Genomic DNA, 19667 nt, shown 5'->3' with positions numbered 1-19667 from the left:
GTTCGCCTGTTAGCGTGCTCTTGTACCTCAGACACTTTTTCTGCGCCGCAGCCAGGCACTCACGATGATGACAGCCGCGGCCAGCAACACCTGCAGAGTGGCCACCGCCGAAATGGCGGGGTCGACGCCTTGCGAGATGCTTTGCCACATAAGCATAGGCAGAGTGGTGATCACTCCGATGCCCAGGAACAGCACGTACACGACATCATCGAAGGAGTGCAGAAAAGCAAAAAATGCGGCCACGATAAAGGCTGGCGTAATCAGTGGAATAGTGATCGTGCGGAATGTGGCCCCGGGCCCTGCGCCAAGGCTGCGAGCCGCCCGCTCATACGCCGGGTTAAGGTCACGAAGATTAGCGACAATAAGGACCACTACGTAGGGGATCGAGTAGACGGCTTCGCCAAGCGCCAGCCCGAACTCGGTGCCCTGAAGGCCTACCCGAGCCAGCACGAAATAAGTGGCAATCGCCACCACGATGGTCGGCAGGATGATAGGGGAAAGCACGAGAGCAACCATTGCTCCGCGACCGGCTATGCGGCCGCGCGCAAGACCGAAAGCAAGCGTCGCCCCGAGCACCATTGCCATGGAGGTCGCCATCAGTGCGACGCGTATGCTTGTAAATGTCGCATTTAACCAACCAGCATCGGAGATGTACGCTTGATAGTTGTGGAGCGAATAACCAGGCGCGGGGAACTCGAAAAAGGCGGACGAACTGAACGAGAGATATGCCACGACCAGTATCGGTAGGAGAAGAATCGTTCCTAGGAGGGACGAAACGATGGATATACCATAGCCGCGCAGAGAGGGCAGCCAGCGGTCAAGAACGTTAGCCGCGGACCCAAGCTGCATCAGCCACTGCTTTCGCGTGCGGGGGCTGGCAACGGCATCCTGACCGGTTTTCTCGTCGGACAATCCCAAAAGCTGATTGATTGGAAAGAAGCGGGATCCAATCCACAGCGTCGCCAGCACCGAGACCAGAAGTACGATGGACAGCGCGGATCCGGAGCCCCAGTTAAGATGATCAACCACCTCGCTATAGATCTGCATCGTGATCGTGAAATCGGACAAGCTGCCGAGCAGTGCCGGCGTGATGTAAAAGCCAAGGCAGTTGACAAACACGAGCAGCACTGCGGCCATGACGCCCGGCAAGCTGAGCGGCAGGAATACCGTCAGAAACGCCGCAATCGGGCTCGCACCGTTGGCTCTGGCGGCACGCAGAAGCTGTTCATCAATGCTCGACATGACCGTGTACATAGGAAGGATCATGAGTGGCAAGACTATCTGGGTCATGCCAATGATCACGCTTGCGCGGTTGTAGAGCATTGAAATCGGCTGGGAGATGAGGCCTAATTTGAGCAGGAGATCATTGATAATCCCGCCGCGTCCCAGGAGAACGATCCACGCGAACGTGCGCACCAATACGCTGGTGAAGTACGGCAACACAACTGCGATGAGAAGGAATGTCCGCAGGCTCGATGATTTGCTCGTCGTCAACGAGTAGGCCATGGGGTAGCCAAGCACCAAGGCGAGCGCGGTGACTGATACGCTTATCTGCAACGTGGTGCCCAATACGGCCCGGTAGACCGGATCCCCACCGATTCTTACAAAGCGCGCGAACGACCAATTGGGCATTCCGAGCGAAAGCATCAGGAGCCCGGCGAGCGGCACGAGAAAGAGCAGCGCAAGGAAGATACCGCCCGGCAGCAGGAGCCAAGCCCATGGCGTGGGCCCGGCCGGGTGCGCGACCGCCGACGAGTCTGACGCGACGTTGCCTGTCGGCAGGATCACTGTACGCGCCATGCCAGCCACCGGTCTCCGATGTGCTCGAGATTGGTTTTGCCGTCGGGACGCTTGGCCGCAAGCCAAGCAGAATCCTCGTGGATCACCTTGGAGGAATTTTCAGGATTAATGCTGAGCAACGGGACCTGATCAGAAGGCAAATGGTCGAGCTGATTTATGTTCGGGCCGGGATACCCGGTTCCTGTGGTGAAGTCGGCAGCAACTGCCGCTCGATTTACGAATGCAATCAGCTTCTGCGCGTTTTCGCTGTTCGGGCCCCCCTTCAGAACTGTCCAATAGGTGTAGTTCACGTATGCCCCATCCCAAATCATCTGAATAGGGGCACCCTGACGAATTGCGCTGATCGCGCGGCCGTCGAAGCAACTCGACATTGCGATCTCACGATTGAGAAGCAATTGAGGCGCCTCGCTCCCCGCACTCCACCATTTGCTGATGTGCGGCCGGATTCCGTCGAACTTCTTAAGGGCCCTGTCGATCTTATCGTCGGTGAGCGGCCAGATGTCAGATTTCGGCACTCCATCGGCCAGCAACGCGAACACGATGTTGTTTTTTGCATTTGCCGGCAACTGAGTGAGACCGCGGGGGCCAGGAAACGCCTTGACGTTCCAGAAATCGCCCCAGCTTTTTGGACCATTGTTTCCAAGTGCGCGCTTATCATAGGCCAACGTCATGGCCGATGCGATCACCGGGACTGCGCTTTTGAGACGAACCGATTGCTCAGTCCCCTTTATGGATTCAGCGTCCCAAAGGCTATAATTGATGGGGACGAACATGCCAGCTTCGTCCATCGATGGAAGGGTCGACGCCTGTATGAAGGCCGTATCCCAATCAACACGGCCGGCTTGGTTCATCGCCTTAACCTGAGGCTCGGCAACATCGGCAACGACGTCGACTACCTTGATGCCGGTTGCTTCGGTAAAAGGCTCGTAGACATATTTCCGAATGCCTTTAGTAAACAGACCGCCCCAGGAGAACGCGATGACTTGACCATTACCGGCAAGTTTGTCCTGCGCAAAGGCAACTGTCGATCGCGCGAGCGCGGGAATAGCCATTGCGGCGGCGGCAGCACGAAGCATACTCCGGCGGCTAAAGCCGGACGGTTGATGTTTAAATAAGTCGCTCATAGCTTCCCCTTCCTGGTCTCGTTCCATGAACGCCGCGACGAGGCAACAGTCCGCGCGCGGAGAGAACCTAACGTCGGTCGAAGTGGGCTCCGAAAGCGCTTGCCTAGTCCTGTAAGGGCGAATAACGCCGGAAACACACGTGGTGATTGAATCGACTGTAGGGTAGTGGTCGACTTGCGAAGGATGCCCATTGCCTACGTCCACCGATGGTGCAGCATATGCTAAAGTTCTGTTCAGGATAGGGGAAGGTCGGCACGAAAACCTGCGATGAAACGGTTCTGGAGGCTTAAATACTGCACGAACAAACCGCGCGGCGATGTTTTCATGCGGATTCGTGCGGCGTGAAGCAATCAAAGGCGTCCACATCGCAAGGGAGCCGCGAAGTGGGAAAGGGCTGCCACGCGACCGAAAACAAGCGCATCACGTTGCGAACTAACGAGGTCTGTGATTCGCTGCGCGCCTTCGGCTGGTGCTCTTGTCTGGGGGCCTGTCGGTACGTTTCTCCAATTAGTGACCAAGAACGTGTGAACTGATCTGCGGCAGATCGTTTGGTTGTGCTGGCAGAGCTGCACTGAACGCGAGCTTCTGGTTTAACCAACCGAAGATGCAATCGTCGGAAGTCACGAAGTTTTCGATGGATCCACCTGAGCTTTTGATCATCCGGGGCATGGTCAGATCCAGATCAATGCGCTCCTCAATACATTCGGTCTGTAGTTTTATCGCTTCCGAGACGCTAACAGCGCCCCGCCCTCCCGTAACTACCAGAACTGGGCATCTCAATCGTCGGATCAATTGCGTGCGCTGTGCCGTGACGCTCCCCTCCTCCCGCGCGTCTGCAGCTCTAGTCATCCAGACGACACAGGCCTGCATGCGCGCCCAATTCCAAAGGCCGCCATCGCAAACTGCCGCAACTAGGCGGCGGTCAGAGGCCGCGAAGTCAGTAGCCAAAGCAGCCGAAAGTCCCTCTCCATAGACGCCGATCCGAGCGGCGTCGACGTCGGGGCGACCAGAGAGGTAGTCCAAGCAGGATGACAACAAGGTTTGCGAAAGGCCCCGCGCGGGATGGGAGACATCTCGGTGAGATAGGACCAGGAGCGACATGCCTCGATCGGTCACCGCGGGCAGAAGTCTTGCAAGCAACGTGGCTTCTGATTCATCTTCCATGCTGATGCAAATGACGGCGGGTGCAGGTAGGGCATGATTACCCGCAGGAACATAATAGGCCGGAAGTTCGGTACAGCCCCAGCTTTCAATTGTTACTCGCTCGACTTTCGCCAGGACCACTTCAAGGCATTGAATTCCAGCCTCAATCCTCGCTGTCACTTCCCCGCATTGAGGATCGTTCTCATGAAGCAGTCGCCTGGCCACTTCAAATGCTGTTAACGCACAAAGCCGCGCCTCGGCCGCTTCGTTGCTGTCGCCTTGGCTTGCCTGCAAATCACCGATGATACATTGTTCATCGCCGAGTGTCGTCCACTTGGTAATCCAGCTCTGGCGAGTCGTACATCCCTGGTCTTGCGCTCCAGTTACGTTGTCTAGAAAGGCTGCGGCACGTCGCCTTACTGACGAAAGATCCCCCCCTTTATGACAGCGAGTAGTGTACTCCATGCAATCGGTCCCCCTCGGAGCTGGGCCCCACTCGCGCGAGGTTCGTCAGCTATTTGACTCCATTTGGAGAGGACAGGAGCCGCAGCAACTGCATTGGCAAAGAAGTCAACTTTGGCTTCTGCTCATCCTAATTTTAAAAAATATTACGGGACCACTAAAGTCGAAGTTCCGCGATCTAGCCCTTGGCAAACTCGAAATTCTGCGCCTGATAGCGATAACCTGCATATTTTCGCAGGGTGCTTTCGCCGAGTGGCGCCGGCTGAGTTTAAGAGCTTACCGATATGTGGTAGCGAGGGGAACGAGCTTCGTCATGAACGCGAACCGCGCGAGTGCCTCAGCAAGAACAACACTGATGGCGTAACGCGCATGCCTATGTGACGCTGGCCGACCTGCCTGTCCAAGAACGAACAAACAGCGAGGCTCCACATAAGAGCACATTTTCTAGTTGCGAGCCGGCTTACTTCGCGAGCTCATCCATCACTTGCTTGGTAGCCTTGTAAGCCAGATCAACGATCTCATCGATTTCAGCTTCAGATACCACCAGAGGAGGAGCAAATCCAAGGATGTCTCCGTGTGGCATAGCTCGTGCAATGAGCCCTCGATCGCGAGCAGCCTTGGAGATCCGCGCTCCCACCTTGAGTTCTGGATCAAATCGGCGCTTTGTCTGACGGTCGGCAACAAACTCTACCGCGCCGAGCAAGCCTACACCGCGAACTTCGCCTACGATCTCCAGCTGTGCAAATTTTTCCTTGAGCCGCTTCTGGAAATGCGCGCCGACGGTCTTGGCGCGGTCGCTGAGACGCTCCCGCTCGACGATATCAAGGACCGCATTGGCAGCCGCCGCCGCAATCGGATGGCCGGAATAGGTGTAGCCGTGAGAAAATGCTCCGACCCGATCCGCCGCCTCCTCCATGACGGCATATACTTTCTCGCCAATAATGGCAGCCGAGAGCGGGACGTAGCCGGACGTCAGGCCTTTTGCGACCGTGACCAGATCCGGTTCCATCTCGTAAAGCGTGCTGCCGAAATCAGCGCCGGTTCGACCGAAACCGCAAATAACCTCATCTGCGATCAGAAGAACATCATAGCGCCTAAGGACGGCCTGAACCTCGCGCCAGTACCCGGCGGGCGGGGGCGTGATCCCTCCCGTACCAAGCACGGGCTCGGCAATAAACGCGCCGATCGTTTCTGGACCTTCCCTAACGATTAGCTCTTCAAGCTCCGCCGCCCGCCGACGAGAAAACGACTCTTCCGTCTCGCCCGGCTCGGCTCCCCAGTAGTGGTGCGGCGCGCCCGTATGCACAATACCCGGAAAGGGAAGATCCATATGATCGTGGTAAAACGACATGCCGGTCATTGAGCCAGAGATAACTGAGCAACCGTGATAGCCCCGCTCGCGTGAGATGATCTTTTTCTTCTTAGGCTGGCCACGAAGGTTGTTGTAATACCAGACAAGCTTCGCCTGGGTTTCGTTCGCATCCGATCCCGACAGACCGTAGAATACCTTGCTGGGCTTACCGGGGGCCATTCGCACGAGACGGTGCGACAAAGTGGCGAGCTCCTCGGTGGTGTGCGCCGCATACGTATGGTAGTAGGCGAGTTGGTAAGCCTGTCGCGCAATGGCTTCAGCCACTTCGGTCCGGCCGTATCCGATATTTACGCAGTAGAGTCCCGCAAAGCCGTCGATATAACTGTGTCCCTGCGCATCTTCGATGCGGATACCTTTTCCTCCAGTGATGATCGTCGGATCACCAATCTTGCCGGTGGCGAAGTCTTTGAGCTGAGTGAAAGGATGGAGAACAGTCGAGCGATCTTGTTCAGCGATAGTCTTTATCTTGTTCATTCATTTCCTCCTAAGCCGCCAAGTCGCCGAAGCACACGTACTTCAGTTCCATGTATTCCGATAGACCGTGCCGAGAGCCTTCGCGTCCCAGTCCTGACTGCTTCCATCCACCGAACGGAATGGGCGGACCTGTAAAGGAAGCAGTGTTGATACCGAGCATGCCGCACTCGATTCTCTCAGAGAGCCGGAGCGCTCGACGCAGGTTGTCGGTGTACACGTACCCGGCCAAGCCCATTTCGCCCGAATTGGCTCGAGTGATGACCTCTTCTTCCGAGTCGAAAGGTAATACCGCAGCTACCGGCCCAAACGTTTCTTCACGCGCGATGAGCATGTCGTCGGTGACTTGAGTGAGCAGAGTTGGAAGAACGAAGTTCGGGCCCAAACTGTCATCTTTCTTCGCGGTGATGACTTGCGCCCCCTTTACGACCGCATCGACGATTTGCGCCCGGCACTTCTCGGCCACCGAAAGCTTCGTCATTGGCCCGATATCGGTACCAGGATTCAAGCCGTGACCGACCTTGAGCTTAGCCATTGCCGCGCTAAGCGTTTCCACGAACGGATCGTGGATACCCCTTTGTACGTAAATGCGATTTGCCGCGAGACAGTCTTGACCCGAAGTCGCGAACTTCGCCGCCATCACACCTTTCACGGCCTTCTCGAGGTCGACGTCATCAAAGATCAGGAAGGGAGCATGTCCTCCGAGCTCGAGCGAGACTTTCTTGATGGTCTGGGCCGCCCCCTCCAGAAGCAAGCGGCCGACCTGGGTAGATCCCGTAAACGAGAGGGCTCGTATTCTGGTGTCGCGCAACAGAGGCGTTGATAGCTCGATGGGCTCGCCCACTAGCGTTTGAAACACGCCGACGGGAAGGCCGGCCTCCTCCGCCAATCTGGCCAGGGCAATAGCGGACAGCGGCGTCTCCGGCGCCGGCTTCACGATGATCGTACAGCCTGCCGCAAGAGCGGCGCCCGCCTTCCGTGTGATCATTGCGATGGGGAAGTTCCACGGAGTTACCGCTGCCGCGATCCCGATCGGCTGCATCCGCACCTGAAGCAGACTGTCAACCTTATGACTCGGAATCGTCTCTCCGTATGCACGCTCCCCTTCTGCGGCGAACCACTCGAGGAATGCAGCACCGTACTCAACCTCGTAACGCGCTTCCGCCAGCGGCTTGCCCTGCTCGCTTGCCACCAACGTGGCAAGGTCTTCTGAATGGTCGCGCATCAATGACGCCCAACCTCTGAGAACAGCTCCGCGCTTTGCCGGCAATAAGCTTCGCCAAGCCGGAAAGGCCCGTTCAGCCGCGTCAATTGCGAGCGTCATGTCCGCGGCACTGCAACGAGCAACGTCCGCAATAACCTCGCCCGTAGCGGGATCCATCACGACGTCTCTTTGGTTGCCCGTAATCCAGCGACCATCAACGAGCGCGGCCCCCGCAACAAAGTCGCGGCGACGCAGCCTCCGAAGGCATGTTGCAGCGATCCCGACCATCTCCGGATGAATGGTCCGGGCAGCTTGAAAGGCCATCTGTTAAAGTCCTGCGCGGTCGCTTGTTGAAATCCACCAAGCATTCAGGATACTAATGTTGCCAACCGATTTGCATCGCATTTTGCCGGGGATCGTTGTGTTTCCTGCACCGCCGCGGCATTCTGCGACGAAATTCACCCGGAGCCGCGATAATGCAATACGACAGAACGGACGCCCGCATCCTTGAGATCGTTCAAAAAAATAATCGTCTGACCTCAGAGGTGATCGGCGAAATGGCTGGTCTTTCTGCTACCGCGTGTCAACGACGACTGAAGAGACTTCGTTCGGAAGGTGTCATCGAGGCCGATGTGTCGATCGTTTCGGCGAAAGCGGTGGGAAGGCCCATACAGATGCTGGTTATGGTGACTTTAGAACGCGAGCGCTCGGACATCATCGACAAGTTCAAGAAGGCCATCAAAGGCTCGGCTGAAGTCGTCAATGGATTTTACATCACTGGCGACGCCGATTTCGTCCTATACGTCACCGCGCGCACGATGGAAGATTACGAGCAGTTCACCCGCCGCTTCTTCTATGAGAACTCGGATATCAAAGGGTTTAAGACGATGGTGGTGATAGACCGCGTGAAGTCGGGTTTTGCGATTCCTGTAGAAATTCCCGACGAGGAGTGACAGGACAAGCTCTGGTGCCTCTCGACCATCACCCACATCTGCGCTAGTTCTCTTGGTTCACTCGCATAGAACGCGACAAATTCGATTCTCGTTCCACCACTCTTTTTGGCTATCATTGTTTGGAGCTCGAACAAAAATCAAAGCCGCGAGCCGCTTCGCTGACGTTCGCCTGCGACCTTCCTGGCCGCTCTGTGATTGACGCGCTATGGTTCACGGAGGGATCACTCGATGGCGCGGGCGTTCGGACTTGCATCGAGAAGTTTCTTCTGCCGGCGCTTCGGCCCGGCGATATCGTGGTGACGGACACTCTGGGCAGCCGAAAAGCAAAGTCGGGCGCCAGCTCATGCGGTCCGCCGACGCCAAACTGTTTTTCCTGCCAAACTACTCGCCCAACCAGAACACCCCGATTGAACGGGTCTTCCCAAGCTTAAACATCTGCTCCGAGGAGCGCCGCCCGAACTGTCGATGCGGTCTACGCCGCCGTCGATGAACCCATGACAGCATTCCCCCCGAAGAATGCGCGAACTAGCTCGGAAATGCAGGCATCGACCCCAATGCCTTCACGCTGTAGTCGGAACAGGGCTGAAATCGCTGTCCCAATTGTCAGAGATCAAGCTTCGAGAATCGCGACGATCGATCGTCGCAGGCAACGAGGGACCGATGGACTAAGCCATCCAGGCGGAGAATTCGGCGTCAAGGGTATCATCGCTCCGCTGCGCTATTGCACGTTCCCGCGCATCGAGCTGGTAAGCGTTTTGTCGAAATGTTGGCATTTCGATCCAAGGTGCAATGTTGACCTGCGCTATGATGAAGATGTCGGTGCGTTTGGAAGTTGTATGACCGCCGTACTGTACCGCTGAATGCTCGCCCGATCTCCTTTTGCGCGCGGTAGCTTTTGACTGCGCTCGATCCCTTCGATCTTACCACGTCGGATTTGTTGCTAATTTTTGATCTACCCCCTGAGTTCACAAACGAAGTGCAACACTTCCATCTGGAGGTGTTGCCATGGGGCGGACTTACAAACAGCTCTCCCTTGACGATCGATGCGAGATTGCCCGCCTTTCGGCCAATGGCGGCTCGGTCGGGCAAATCGCGGCAGCTTTGGATCGGCCGCCATCAACGATCTCTCGGGAGCTGAGGCGGAACCGTGGCAGGCAAGTCGGCTACAAGCCAAGCTATGCTCAGCAGCAGACCCGGGCGCGGCGCTGGAAGGGCTCTCGCCTCGAGCGGGACGCCAGCTTGCGCCGCGAGGTCTTGGCAGGCTTGAGCCGCGGTTGGTCACCCGAACAGGTCGCAGGCAGGCTGGCCCGGGAACGTGGCCGTAGGGTGATCTCCTACGAGAGCATCTACCGCTTCATCTACGCCCAGATCACACGCACGACGGACTTCACCTGGCGGCGCTATCTGCCTCGGGGCAAGAGCAAGCGAGGCCACCGCGGCAAACGAGGCGGGAGCCCCGCAAGCTTCATCGAAGGCCGTGTTTCGCTGGCAGAACGGCCTGCCGAGGTCGCCGATCGCAAAGTCCCGGGCCACTGGGAAGCCGATCTGATGATGTTCTCCAAATACCGGCAGGCCATCCTGGCCGTCCACGAGCGAACCTCGCGCCTGCTGCTCGCCGTTCCCATCGAACGCAAGTTCGCTGCCGGTGTCGCTGGCCATCTCGTACGCCTGTTCAAAGCCGTACCGGAGGCACTGCGCCGTACCGTCACCTTCGACAACGGCACCGAGTTCGCCGCTCACCTTTCCTTGCAGAGCCTCTTGATGAAGACCTTCTTCTGCGACCCGCACGCGCCGTGGCAAAAGGGCGGCATCGAGAACGCCATCGGCCGCTTGCGCCGCTTCATCCCCCGAAAGACCGACCTCGAAAAGCTCCCAACCAAGCGCTTCCGTCAGTCCATTGCCGCCTACAACAACACCCCGCGCAAATGCCTTGACTTCAGAACCCCGGCAGAGGCCTTCTCCTCTCAACTGTTGCACTTCGAGTGTGAATCCACCACCCTCGCGTCCGAGTGGCACTGATAACTCCGGGCCGGCTTTATTCGGTCGGGGAACAAATGTCTCGATGGCGCTCAATGCTTCGTTGGCAATCTCGCCCCAGTTTTTTCTCGGGATGAGAAGCAAAGGGCAATTGGTGTTCGTCGACCGCTCCGCTCATTCTATTGGCACGGCCGACACAAGGACACGCGGATGCGACATCGGGGTCCTCCGCTCCAGTGCGCCCGATGCTGGCGACGTGAAGAGGATGACCGTGGCTGTTGTGGTCCCAATGAGTGCCGCCAGCCGAATAGTGATCGCATCCTCACTCGCCGAGTCTGCGTTCGCGCTCTTTTTCATCGCTTACTTGCACATAACGCGCACAATCGCCGCTTTCATCTGCTTATTCTCTTTTGCAGTCGATATTTGAGGCGAGAAAGTGCTTATCCGACCATTCGTCGAAACAAGACCGAGACAACGAACCTTCTATCGTTCGGTCGCGCGAATTTTGCTCTCTGGCGAGACGAGCCGATGTGCGGTGACTCCGGTCTCAGGAGGTTCGTCTGAGGGTTGGCTGAAGAACCCCACCTCGTCTGACATCATTCAATATCGACGCGGTACGTGACCGGTATCAGTTGCTGAATCATCGCCGGTGAGCGAGTTATGTCAGATATCACAGCGGTGAATTCTAATCAGGCGATTCGAGCCCCCGCGTCCGATCGACTGAGTGACGCTTCTACCTCTATCAAGATACTAAGGCGCGGCGGATCGCCGCCTTTTGGCCCGCTGGTCCGAGAAGCGGCGCTTCGCGCACGCGCTAGGAATAAGTCAATTCCCGGTACATCTCGAAAAGCCAGCATCGACGATTTAGACTGTGCGCGGGGCAGACGCGTTTGAAAACGCTCTTCACCACAGGCGTCCGGACGCTGGGAGTTAGTGAGTCATTTTGGTCTGGACGCCTAGGAGGTAAGCCAAAAACGATATGACGGACATGCCCAAGCCCCGGACGTTCGACGCCGACGGTATCACCGCGCCATTCCGACATGCCACCTTCCGTCGTATTTGGCTCGCAAGTTTGCTGTCCAATCTTGGCGCTTTGATCCGGGGAGTCGGCGCAGCTTGGGCGATGATGCAGATGACATCGTCAGCGGACATGGTGGCACTTGTACAGACTGCGCTGATGCTGCCGGTTATGCTAATCTCGATGCCGGCCGGAGCGATTGCCGACATGTATGACCGGCGCAGGATTATCCTATATTCGCTTGGGATCGCGTTGACGGGCGCGACTGCGTTGACAACGCTCGCCTGGCTCGATCTCGTGACGCCAAATCTCTTGCTGGCACTGTGCTTTCTGGTAGGTACCGCTGTGGCGCTATTGGACCCCGCTTGGCAGTCCTCCGTAAGCGAGCAAGTCCCCTCTGACGCTTTGCCTGCGGCGATAGCATTAAACGGCATCAGCTACAACCTCGCGCGAAGCGTTGGACCTGCGCTCGGAGGGATTGTCGTGGCAGCCGCCGGCATAGTGGCCGCATTTGCTATTAACGCCCTGTTGTATCTGCCATTGATGTTTGCTCTATTTCTGTGGAAGCGCGCCCCCGAGCCATCGCGTGTGCCACCCGAAAGCCTCCATCGCGCTATCGTTTCGGGCGTTCGCTACATCATGAATGCGCCATCGATTAAGATTGTGTTGATTCGCGCCATGGCCATGGGCTTGTTCGGGGGCGCAATCATTGCTCTGATGCCGCTGGTCGCCCGCGATCTCCTGCACGGAGGTGCCGAAACCTATGGCATTATTCTCAGTGCCTTCGGTCTGGGCGCCGTGATCGGTGCGCTCAGCGTCACAGAGGTACGCAAGCGTATGACGGGGGAGGCCGCCATTCGGGCCTGCGCTCTTTCGATGGGCGGTGCTCTTGTGGCGGTAGCGATAAGCCGCGAACCACTTCTGACGGCCGTCGCGCTGGTTTTGGCTGGGGCGGTATGGATGATGGCGTGGGTACTTTTCAGCATTGGCGTGCAATTGTCAGCGCCGCGCTGGGTGACAGGGCGAGCGCTTGCGGCCTACCAGGCGGCCAGTTCCGGCGGGATCGCGGTCGGAAGCTGGGCGTGGGGCCATGTGACTGACATCGCCGGAGTAAATGTTGCGCTCCTATTGGCGGCCGCTTTGCTGGCTGTCTCTCCGCTGCTCGGGTTTTGGCTGCCCATGCCACGCGTCAGCGCACGGGGCGAAGAACCAGAGATGCTCGACGATCCGAAAGTGCGTCTGGCACTGAGCGGACGCAGTGGACCGCTCGTCGTAGAGATAGAATATCGGGTCGGGCAGGAGAACGCCCGCTCTTTCCATAATTTGATGCAAGACATTCAACTCTTCCGCCAGCGTAACGGAGCCTATGGCTGGTCGATCGCCCGAGATATTGCAGATCCGGAACTGTGGACAGAGCGTTATCACTGTCCAACGTGGCTCGACTATTTGCGCCAGCGCAACCGCGCGACTAAATCGGAGCGCGCGCTGGATCAGCGGGCAACGGCCTTCCACATCGGTCCAGAGCCTGTGCGTGTGCGGCGCATGCTCGAGCGCCCGTTCGGATCCGTACGCTGGAAGGAAGACGCGCCCGATCGCGCTGCGGCCAAGGACTTAGAGAGCAAGCACGAGCACGGCGTATTGAGCTAATTGCAGGTAAGATGTCGGCCCCGCTGCAGAGATGGCATCAGCCCAGTTCCGACCTGCTCGGGACACATACCACGAACTCCCGCAGGAGCCAGGCGGCCCGGTAGCTGAAAAGAGCAAAGGATGAACTTACCAGAAGCGCCCCGCCGACGGCGGCGCTTTTTCTCAGCCGGTCGAGGCGCTCGATTGCGCTTCCTGGCTCTAGTCAACTTCTCCTGCCGAATCGCACATGGTTCTGAAAAAGGGGCCACCCCCGAAGGAGTGGCCCGCCAAGTCAGGGAGGAAATGCCCCCATGGGAGGCCTCGGGGATCAGGCCGCAGCCTGATCGATCGGTGAGTATGGCAGGCCAAGACTTTCGGCGACGGCCTTGTAAGTTAGCCGGCCACGATAGACGTTGAGGCCCGCTCGCAGATGCTGGTTCTCGAGGACGGCTGTAAATCCCTTGTTGGCGAGAGCCAGTCCAAACGGCAGTGTAGCGTTATTCAGAGCGTGGCTGGAGGTGAGCGGGACAGCCCCGGGCATGTTGGCGACGCAGTAATGAATTATTCCATCTAGCTCATAGGTTGGTTCGGCGTGTGTCGTCGGACGAGATGTCTCGAAGCATCCACCCTGATCGATCGCAACGTCAACGATGACGGCCCCCTTTCGCATCGAGCTCAACATCTTGCGAGTAACCAGCCTAGGCGCACTCGCTCCAGGAACGAGCACCGCCCCGACCACGACGTCCGCGGCAAATACCTCTTCCTCAACAGCATCTATCGTCGAAAACCTGGTACGAACCCTGCCACCGAACAGCTCATCCAGCACGCGCAGGCGAGCAATCGACCGGTCAAGCATTGTAACCTCGGCTCCCAAACCAACGGCGATGCGGGCGGCATGGGTACCGACAACGCCGCCTCCGATCACCACGATGCGCGCCGGCTGCACACCCGGCACACCGCCGATCAACAGCCCCCGACCACCTGCATACCGCTTCAGGGCTGCACCGGCTGCTTCAATCGAAAGCCTACCTGCAACCTCACTCATCGGCGCAAGTAGTGGAAGTCCGCCATATACATCTGTCACCGTTTCGTAGGCGATTGCGGTACATCCGGATTTCAAAAGCCCCTTGGCCTGCTCAGCGTCCGGCGCCAAGTGCAAGTACGTGAACAGAATCTGATTCTCTCGAAGCTGGGTCCATTCGGAAGGCTGGGGCTCCTTGACCTTTACGATCATCTCGCTTGACCCGAATACCTCGCTAGCGGAGCCCAGGAGTATTGCACCAGCTTTGCGATAGTCTTCGTCGGTGGCGCCAATGCCAGCCCCTGCATTGGTCTCGATCGCTACACTGTGGCCGGCGGCGACATACTCGCGGACGGCTCCGGGCGTCAGGCCCACGCGATATTCGTGGGTCTTGATTTCCTTGGGAACACCGACCTTCATTTGCCATCTCCTTCGTGAGCGGCTCTTTTAGTCGGAAGAGCGGTGCAAACCTGCAACCCGGAACGCCAAACAGCGCAGTAATCCGGCAATCTTCTCGGCTCGTTTGCAGGATTTCGAACAATGGCCGCGGGGACAGCTCGATCGCCAGGCATACCAGAGTGGCCGCCGGGATCTCGGCTAATCACACCGCTAGTCAGAGGCACTCGCAATCCACATTGATCTCCGCTCGAATGCGCCGACTTCTTCGTTGTTTTGCCTCATTCGCAGCGATGCTCGGTTCAATGCTGCGAATAGCGCTTTCAGGGAGGCCCTCGGGTTCGTCAACGATGGATCGGGTTTTTCAAAGTTTGCTGAGCGATTGAGCGAATGCTCACACCCAAATGAAGCTCAGCAGTATGGCCGATGTCACCGCGGCGCTGAGATTGTCTTGTTTCGCATATCTTGCTTTAGCCAGCAGGTCCGGCGACGCCCCGAACGTAATCTCGGCGTATCCATCTTCCTGGATCGCTCTTTATCTGCAGCGTGGGTACGACTCTGTCCATCCGGTGGTACGCCGGGCGATCCGCCAGCCTAAACCGTTTCGATGGGGCCTTGGAATCGAGGTAAAATCGGTCGGATTCAGAACGCACGTTGTTCGAAGAGGCCGCCAAATTTGCAATTCGCTGCGGATTACATTCCCAATCCACGATGGCCAGACGCGATCGCCGCGTTGAGCTTCGCGACGGACGAGCATCGGATGGCTTTCGACCGCTCGTTAATCGAGCACACCCAAACCCTGCGGCTCATTGCGTGGTTTTTCCATGCACACGCGAAGCGGTTTTGGACGATTGATCGCATGGTCGGGGGTGGTGCTCTCTCCTCGCGAGTACGAATGTCTCGAATGGTCCGCGCGCGGTAAATCTGCCGCAGAGATCGGGATCATTCTCGGTATAGCCGAGCGAACGGCGGGATTTCACCTGGACAACGCCCGTCGAAGCTCGGGGTCAGCCGCTTCCATCGTGCTGCTAACCGAATCAAAATCTCGAAAATAAAGCGCCGGCCGCTATAGACACCTGTGCAACTGCACAGGTGCGCTTGCGTTGCCCCCATTGCTTATCTGCCCAAGCAAAGCAGGGAGTCCGGTATGATTCAGCTTAGCACCGCCGAGTACTACGGCGAGTGCGTTCACGATGTTGCCCAGATGCACCGGCTGCGGTAACGCGTTTTCAAGCAGCGCCTTGACTGGAGCGTCGAGATCAGCGGCGACATGAAAGTCGACGAGTTTGATGTCGTTCGACCGGTGCATCGACTGACCCGCTCTCTGGCCGGACGTGTTCAGGGTTGGTCCGGCTTCTACCATCGACCGGCTCACCCATGCTGAGGGACATCTTTCCGATTCTTCTCGACGGGCAGCCGGCGCCCCGAAGTTGTCAGATATGGGAGAGTAGCCGATTCGCGCTGGATGATCCTCCGGATGCGCCGAAAGCGAGTGGCGGACTATCTGCCGCCGCTTACGAGCTGTTCACTGGCATGATTGAGTTCGGCCTTTCTATTGAATTGACCGAAATCGTCACTGTCACCGATGCGCGGACGGAGCGCGTTCTTCGGCGTGCGGGCTGGCCCCTCCGCCCGATCGGAAAAGCTCATCCTGTGGGAAACACCGCAGCGATAGCAGGATACCTGGAGATATCGACCGACATCCCTTGGAGCGCATCCGCAAGATGGGGCGGATCGCGGGCCCGGTGCTTTGGGCGCCGGTGATCCGAGCGGCCGCATAGGCCTTTCGAAGTAAGATCAGTTGCGGCATCGCTCCCTATCGGGATCTCCGATTGAGCATTAAAAATGCACAATTTCCTTCGATCAAGACCTTCTCTTCAGGCCGGCCACGCGCTTGAACTGAAACATCTGAGATCGGCCGTTACTGCGGCCGATTGCGGCGGCTTTCGTGGAGCCGCGGAGTTACTCAGGTCGCAACAGTCGAATGTTAGCCGGAGAATCGCCGAGATAGAACACCACTTGGGTGTTGCCCTTTTAGCGGCATAGCGGAGGTGTGCGTCCAACCCGCGCCGGCTGTGACGTTCTTCGTCTGGCGAGGAGTATTTCGGAGGAATTCTACGCAGTCATAGCAACCGCGAGATCCGTTCAAAACAGCGAACTAGGTCGGCTGAGTGTCGGCTTCTGCACTGCGCTTCGCCAGGCACTCTGAAAGCCCCGCTCCTAGAGTTCAAACAGGCAGTTCCGCAGATCGAACTTGTGACAGCCGAGCGATCACGGACTCGCCTCGCAGCGACACATCGCAATGGCATTCTCGATGTCCTGATCGTCACAGGGGACCTGCCGTTGCTCGACAACAAAACGATATCGTTACGGAGCGAGCGTGTTCTGGTCGCCTTACCCCATGATCATCCCATCGCCGCGCGCGACACTATCTACTGGCTGGCGTGGCGAGACGGTGCTGCTGAGCCATGACGAACCCGGAAAGGACTTGGAAAACCTGTTGAATTCCAGACTCGTGTCGCCTGAAGATCGTCCTAAAATCGAGCGCCATGAAGTCAGCCGCGGCATGATCAAGGGCCTCATCAGCATGAACACAGGAATCAGCCTGGTGCTAGAATCCGAGATGGGCATCAACTATTCCGGCCTCATCTACCGCGAGCTCCTCACTCTCCAGTCGGACGCTGAAGCGCCCGCCGAGCCTTCCCGAAGCTCCTGTCAGCGGCCATGTACCGCTCCAACATGGGTGCGATAAACAGTATCCGTAAGCCCACTCGACGGTCGGTCGATCCCCAATCGCCCATTGGATTGAGCATCACCTCGATGATTGCCGGATCTTCCGAATATCCTGCGATGGCGGGCGCCAGCGCGGTACGCAGCATACGCGCTCCGCGCAAGTTCGCTTCTGAATCAAAAGGAATGGATCGCCACGATTGCCCCACGCTGCTGAGGCTACTTCGGCGCCATCTAGAGGCAAATAAAAGGCAGGTCCCGTATTACCGCAACAAAGGAATATGCCGTTTCGTAGCCTAGCGTAGAAGAAGAAGCATTTGAAAAGAGCTGGCTCAACGCGCCGACCCGCCGACGGCGAGGCGAGAAATCAGCAATGACCAATGATCCAGCATTTACTGTTTTTACGCCTCTCGCGGTAGCGATGTTTCTGCTCAGGCTCCGTCGCTTCTCCTGAAGCACTGTCGTTCGCCCACGTGGGCACGATTGAGATCCCGCATTTTTTGAAGAATCTCAGCTCCGGGATAGTGTACCCGCCAGCCGGCGGGCTGCCGCAAACACCAATCCGAAAGGCTGGTCTGGTACACCACCCCGAGTGTCGCGCCCCCTGCAGGATCATTCCTTCCAAATCAGGCCGGCCGACTACTGCGCGACAATTGCCAACGCAAAATGCAGGAGAAGAGTGCTTTCTAGTCCGCGATTGCAGCGAGTTCTGGAAATCTCAACACCTTTAGCTGGCGCTCCCGAACAGGATTGAACTGCGACTTTTGCTGACCCGCAGCATTACGTTGGCGACGGTATCGGCCGTCGCCGGGCCGAGCTGAGCTCGCACATCTACTTGAGCTGCGCGTGTAGTAAGTCATGATCGAGTTCGCCTTCCCACCAGGATACAAACACCGCGGCAATGCCGTTTCCGATGATGTTCGTAAGCGCGCGCACCTCGCTCATGAACTTATCGATCGAGAATACGATCGCAATGCCCGGCACAAGCTCAGGACTTACCACCGTCAACGTTGCGGCCAACGTGACGAAGCCAGCACCAGTAACACCGCTTGCGCCCTTCGAGGTGAGCATCGCCACAACCAGAATGGTGAGCTGCTGGCCGAAGTTGAGATCCACCCCGAGCGCCTGTGCGATGAATAAGGTCGCCAACGTCATGTAAATGTTGGTCCCATCCAAATTGAAAGAGTATCCGGTCGGCACCACTAGGCCCACCACCGGCTTGGAACAGCCCAGCCGTTCGAGTTTTTCCATCAACTGCGGCAGCGCGCTTTCGGACGACGACGTTCCGAGCACGATCAGCAGCTCATCCTTAATGTAGACGATGAACTTTAAAATAGAAAAGCCGACCAAGCGCGCGATCAGGCCAAGCACAATGATCACGAAGAGCCCGGCTGTCACATAGAACAGCGCAACTAATCCGACGAGTTTACCGAGCGCGGAGGGTCCGAATTCGCCGATGGTGTAGGCCATCGCGCCGAACGCTCCGATTGGCGCTGCCTTCATTACGATCCTAATGACACCAAACACCGCGTGTGCAGCATCGTCAACCAGGCCGCGCATCCGCTCACCCCGCTCCCCAAGCGCCATCAGCGAGAACCCGAATAGGATGGCAAACAGCAGCACCTGTAGCACGTCGCCTCGGGCCAGGGCACCAACTACGCTGTCGGGAATGATATTGAGGAGGAAATCGACGGCCTTCTGGCCTTCCGCCGTCTTGACGTAGTTGGCTACCGCCGCGGCATCAGCCCTGGGAGCGAGCCCATGACCGGCCTGAACGAGATTGCCCATTACCAGACCCAGGACGAGCGCGAAGGTTGATACAATCTCGAAGTAAAGCAGCGCCTTGATGCCGACTCGGCCGACCTTTCGTGCATCCTGAACATGCGCAATTCCGGACACAACAGTGCAGAAGATGATCGGTGCGATCACCATCTTGATCAGCTTGATGAAACCGTCACCAAGCGCTTTGACCCAGCTACTCGTCCCCACAGCAGGCCACAACCAGCCAACGAGAATGCCAATCAGGATCGCGATGAGTACCTGGATGTAAAGAACTTTGTACCAGGGGTCAGATGGCTGGAACAGGGCGGCGGCTTTGACAGAGCGGCGCTGGCGGTGAATGTCCATCATGCTCGACCCGGCGCCATGGTACCAAAGAGGGGTTTCAATGAAGGTATAGCTTCGCTCTGTGTTCCTTCGAGGCGAGGCGCAGGGGACTCTGACCGCTCCAGATGGCCCCGTCCATTGCCGCGGATTGGAGCCTGTCCCGAATCGGCTGGTCGTCGTGGGGAAACGAAGTTCTGAATCGCCTCTGACAGAAGCGATAGAATCTTGAGAAAGCTTCCTTGAGAGCTGGAAAGCATCAGCGTC

Annotated in this window: 16 protein-coding genes and 2 pseudogenes; 9 read left to right on the top strand and 9 right to left on the bottom strand. The window is 57.7% G+C overall.

Annotated elements, in window-relative coordinates:
* Positions 1-27 precede the first annotated feature (27 nt).
* The 5 genes from QSV46_RS23565 to QSV46_RS23545 form a co-directional block, all read right to left on the bottom strand.
* Positions 28-1800, bottom strand: coding sequence for an ABC transporter permease subunit (locus QSV46_RS23565; protein WP_314957298.1), 1773 nt, complete (start codon positions 1798-1800; stop codon positions 28-30).
* Positions 1785-2924, bottom strand: a complete 1140-nt coding sequence (locus tag QSV46_RS23560; protein ID WP_314957297.1) for an ABC transporter substrate-binding protein — start codon at positions 2922-2924, stop codon at positions 1785-1787. Before QSV46_RS23560 ends, QSV46_RS23565 begins: the two co-directional genes overlap by 16 nt.
* A 507-nt stretch (positions 2925-3431) precedes the next feature.
* A complete protein-coding gene (locus QSV46_RS23555) occupies positions 3432-4532 on the bottom strand; it encodes a hypothetical protein (protein WP_314957294.1) in 1101 nt (366 codons plus the stop codon).
* A gap of 457 nt (positions 4533-4989) precedes the next feature.
* Positions 4990-6375, bottom strand: coding sequence for an aminotransferase (locus tag QSV46_RS23550; protein WP_314957292.1), 1386 nt, complete (start codon positions 6373-6375; stop codon positions 4990-4992).
* Between the two features lie 10 nt (positions 6376-6385).
* Positions 6386-7864 carry an NAD-dependent succinate-semialdehyde dehydrogenase gene (locus QSV46_RS23545; protein ID WP_314957426.1) on the bottom strand — a complete coding sequence of 493 codons (1479 nt, stop codon included), beginning with the start codon at positions 7862-7864 and terminating at the stop codon, positions 6386-6388.
* A gap of 188 nt (positions 7865-8052) precedes the next feature.
* Between QSV46_RS23545 and QSV46_RS23540 the strand changes: the two genes are divergently transcribed.
* From QSV46_RS23540 to QSV46_RS23520, 4 genes are all read left to right on the top strand, one after another.
* Positions 8053-8529, top strand: coding sequence for an Lrp/AsnC family transcriptional regulator (locus QSV46_RS23540; protein WP_314957289.1), 477 nt, complete (start codon positions 8053-8055; stop codon positions 8527-8529).
* Positions 8530-9534: 1005 nt separating this feature from the next.
* Positions 9535-10548, top strand: coding sequence for an IS30 family transposase (locus QSV46_RS23530; protein ID WP_314957286.1), 1014 nt, complete (start codon positions 9535-9537; stop codon positions 10546-10548).
* A 43-nt stretch (positions 10549-10591) separates the two neighbouring features.
* Positions 10592-10933, top strand: a complete 342-nt coding sequence (locus QSV46_RS23525) for a hypothetical protein (protein ID WP_314957283.1) — start codon at positions 10592-10594, stop codon at positions 10931-10933.
* Positions 10934-11485: 552 nt separating this feature from the next.
* Entirely contained in the window at positions 11486-13171 is a 1686-nt protein-coding gene (locus QSV46_RS23520) for an MFS transporter (RefSeq protein WP_314957280.1), read from the top strand.
* 307 nt (positions 13172-13478) lie between these two features.
* Here QSV46_RS23520 and ald read toward each other — a convergent pair whose 3' ends face one another.
* The gene (ald, locus tag QSV46_RS23515; RefSeq protein WP_314957277.1) at positions 13479-14591 is read right to left on the bottom strand and encodes an alanine dehydrogenase; all 1113 of its coding nucleotides are present in this window, start codon (positions 14589-14591) and stop codon (positions 13479-13481) included.
* Positions 14592-14971: 380 nt separating this feature from the next.
* Between ald and QSV46_RS23510 the strand changes: the two genes are divergently transcribed.
* From QSV46_RS23510 to QSV46_RS23495, 5 genes and pseudogenes are all read left to right on the top strand, one after another.
* Positions 14972-15304 (top strand): autoinducer binding domain-containing protein, encoded by a 333-nt coding sequence (locus QSV46_RS23510; RefSeq protein ID WP_314957275.1) that lies wholly within the window; start codon positions 14972-14974, stop codon positions 15302-15304.
* A gap of 87 nt (positions 15305-15391) precedes the next feature.
* A complete protein-coding gene (locus tag QSV46_RS41440; RefSeq protein WP_409997200.1) occupies positions 15392-15622 on the top strand; it encodes a helix-turn-helix domain-containing protein in 231 nt (76 codons plus the stop codon).
* Between the two features lie 92 nt (positions 15623-15714).
* Positions 15715-16348, top strand: a pseudogene (locus tag QSV46_RS23505) (acyl-homoserine-lactone synthase).
* Between the two features lie 64 nt (positions 16349-16412).
* Positions 16413-16613 carry a LysR family transcriptional regulator gene (locus QSV46_RS23500; protein ID WP_314957272.1) on the top strand — a complete coding sequence of 67 codons (201 nt, stop codon included), beginning with the start codon at positions 16413-16415 and terminating at the stop codon, positions 16611-16613.
* A 210-nt stretch (positions 16614-16823) separates the two neighbouring features.
* Positions 16824-17039, top strand: a complete 216-nt coding sequence (locus tag QSV46_RS23495) for a hypothetical protein (protein WP_314957269.1) — start codon at positions 16824-16826, stop codon at positions 17037-17039.
* 191 nt (positions 17040-17230) lie between these two features.
* Here QSV46_RS23495 and QSV46_RS23490 read toward each other — a convergent pair whose 3' ends face one another.
* From QSV46_RS23490 to dctA, 3 genes and pseudogenes are all read right to left on the bottom strand, one after another.
* Positions 17231-17293, bottom strand: coding sequence for a hypothetical protein (locus QSV46_RS23490; protein WP_314957423.1), 63 nt, complete (start codon positions 17291-17293; stop codon positions 17231-17233).
* 28 nt (positions 17294-17321) lie between these two features.
* Positions 17322-17446: pseudogene (locus QSV46_RS23485) on the bottom strand (P-type conjugative transfer ATPase TrbB); the annotation flags it as partial.
* A gap of 682 nt (positions 17447-18128) precedes the next feature.
* Positions 18129-19424 carry a C4-dicarboxylate transporter DctA gene (dctA, locus tag QSV46_RS23480; protein WP_314957420.1) on the bottom strand — a complete coding sequence of 432 codons (1296 nt, stop codon included), beginning with the start codon at positions 19422-19424 and terminating at the stop codon, positions 18129-18131.
* Between the last annotated feature and the right edge of the window lie 243 nt (positions 19425-19667).

This window comes from Bradyrhizobium cosmicum (assembly GCF_032290525.1).
GTDB lineage: Bacteria > Pseudomonadota > Alphaproteobacteria > Rhizobiales > Xanthobacteraceae > Bradyrhizobium > Bradyrhizobium cosmicum_A.
Note: the sequence above shows the minus strand (reverse complement) of the source record. Positions and strands in the feature narration are given on the sequence as shown.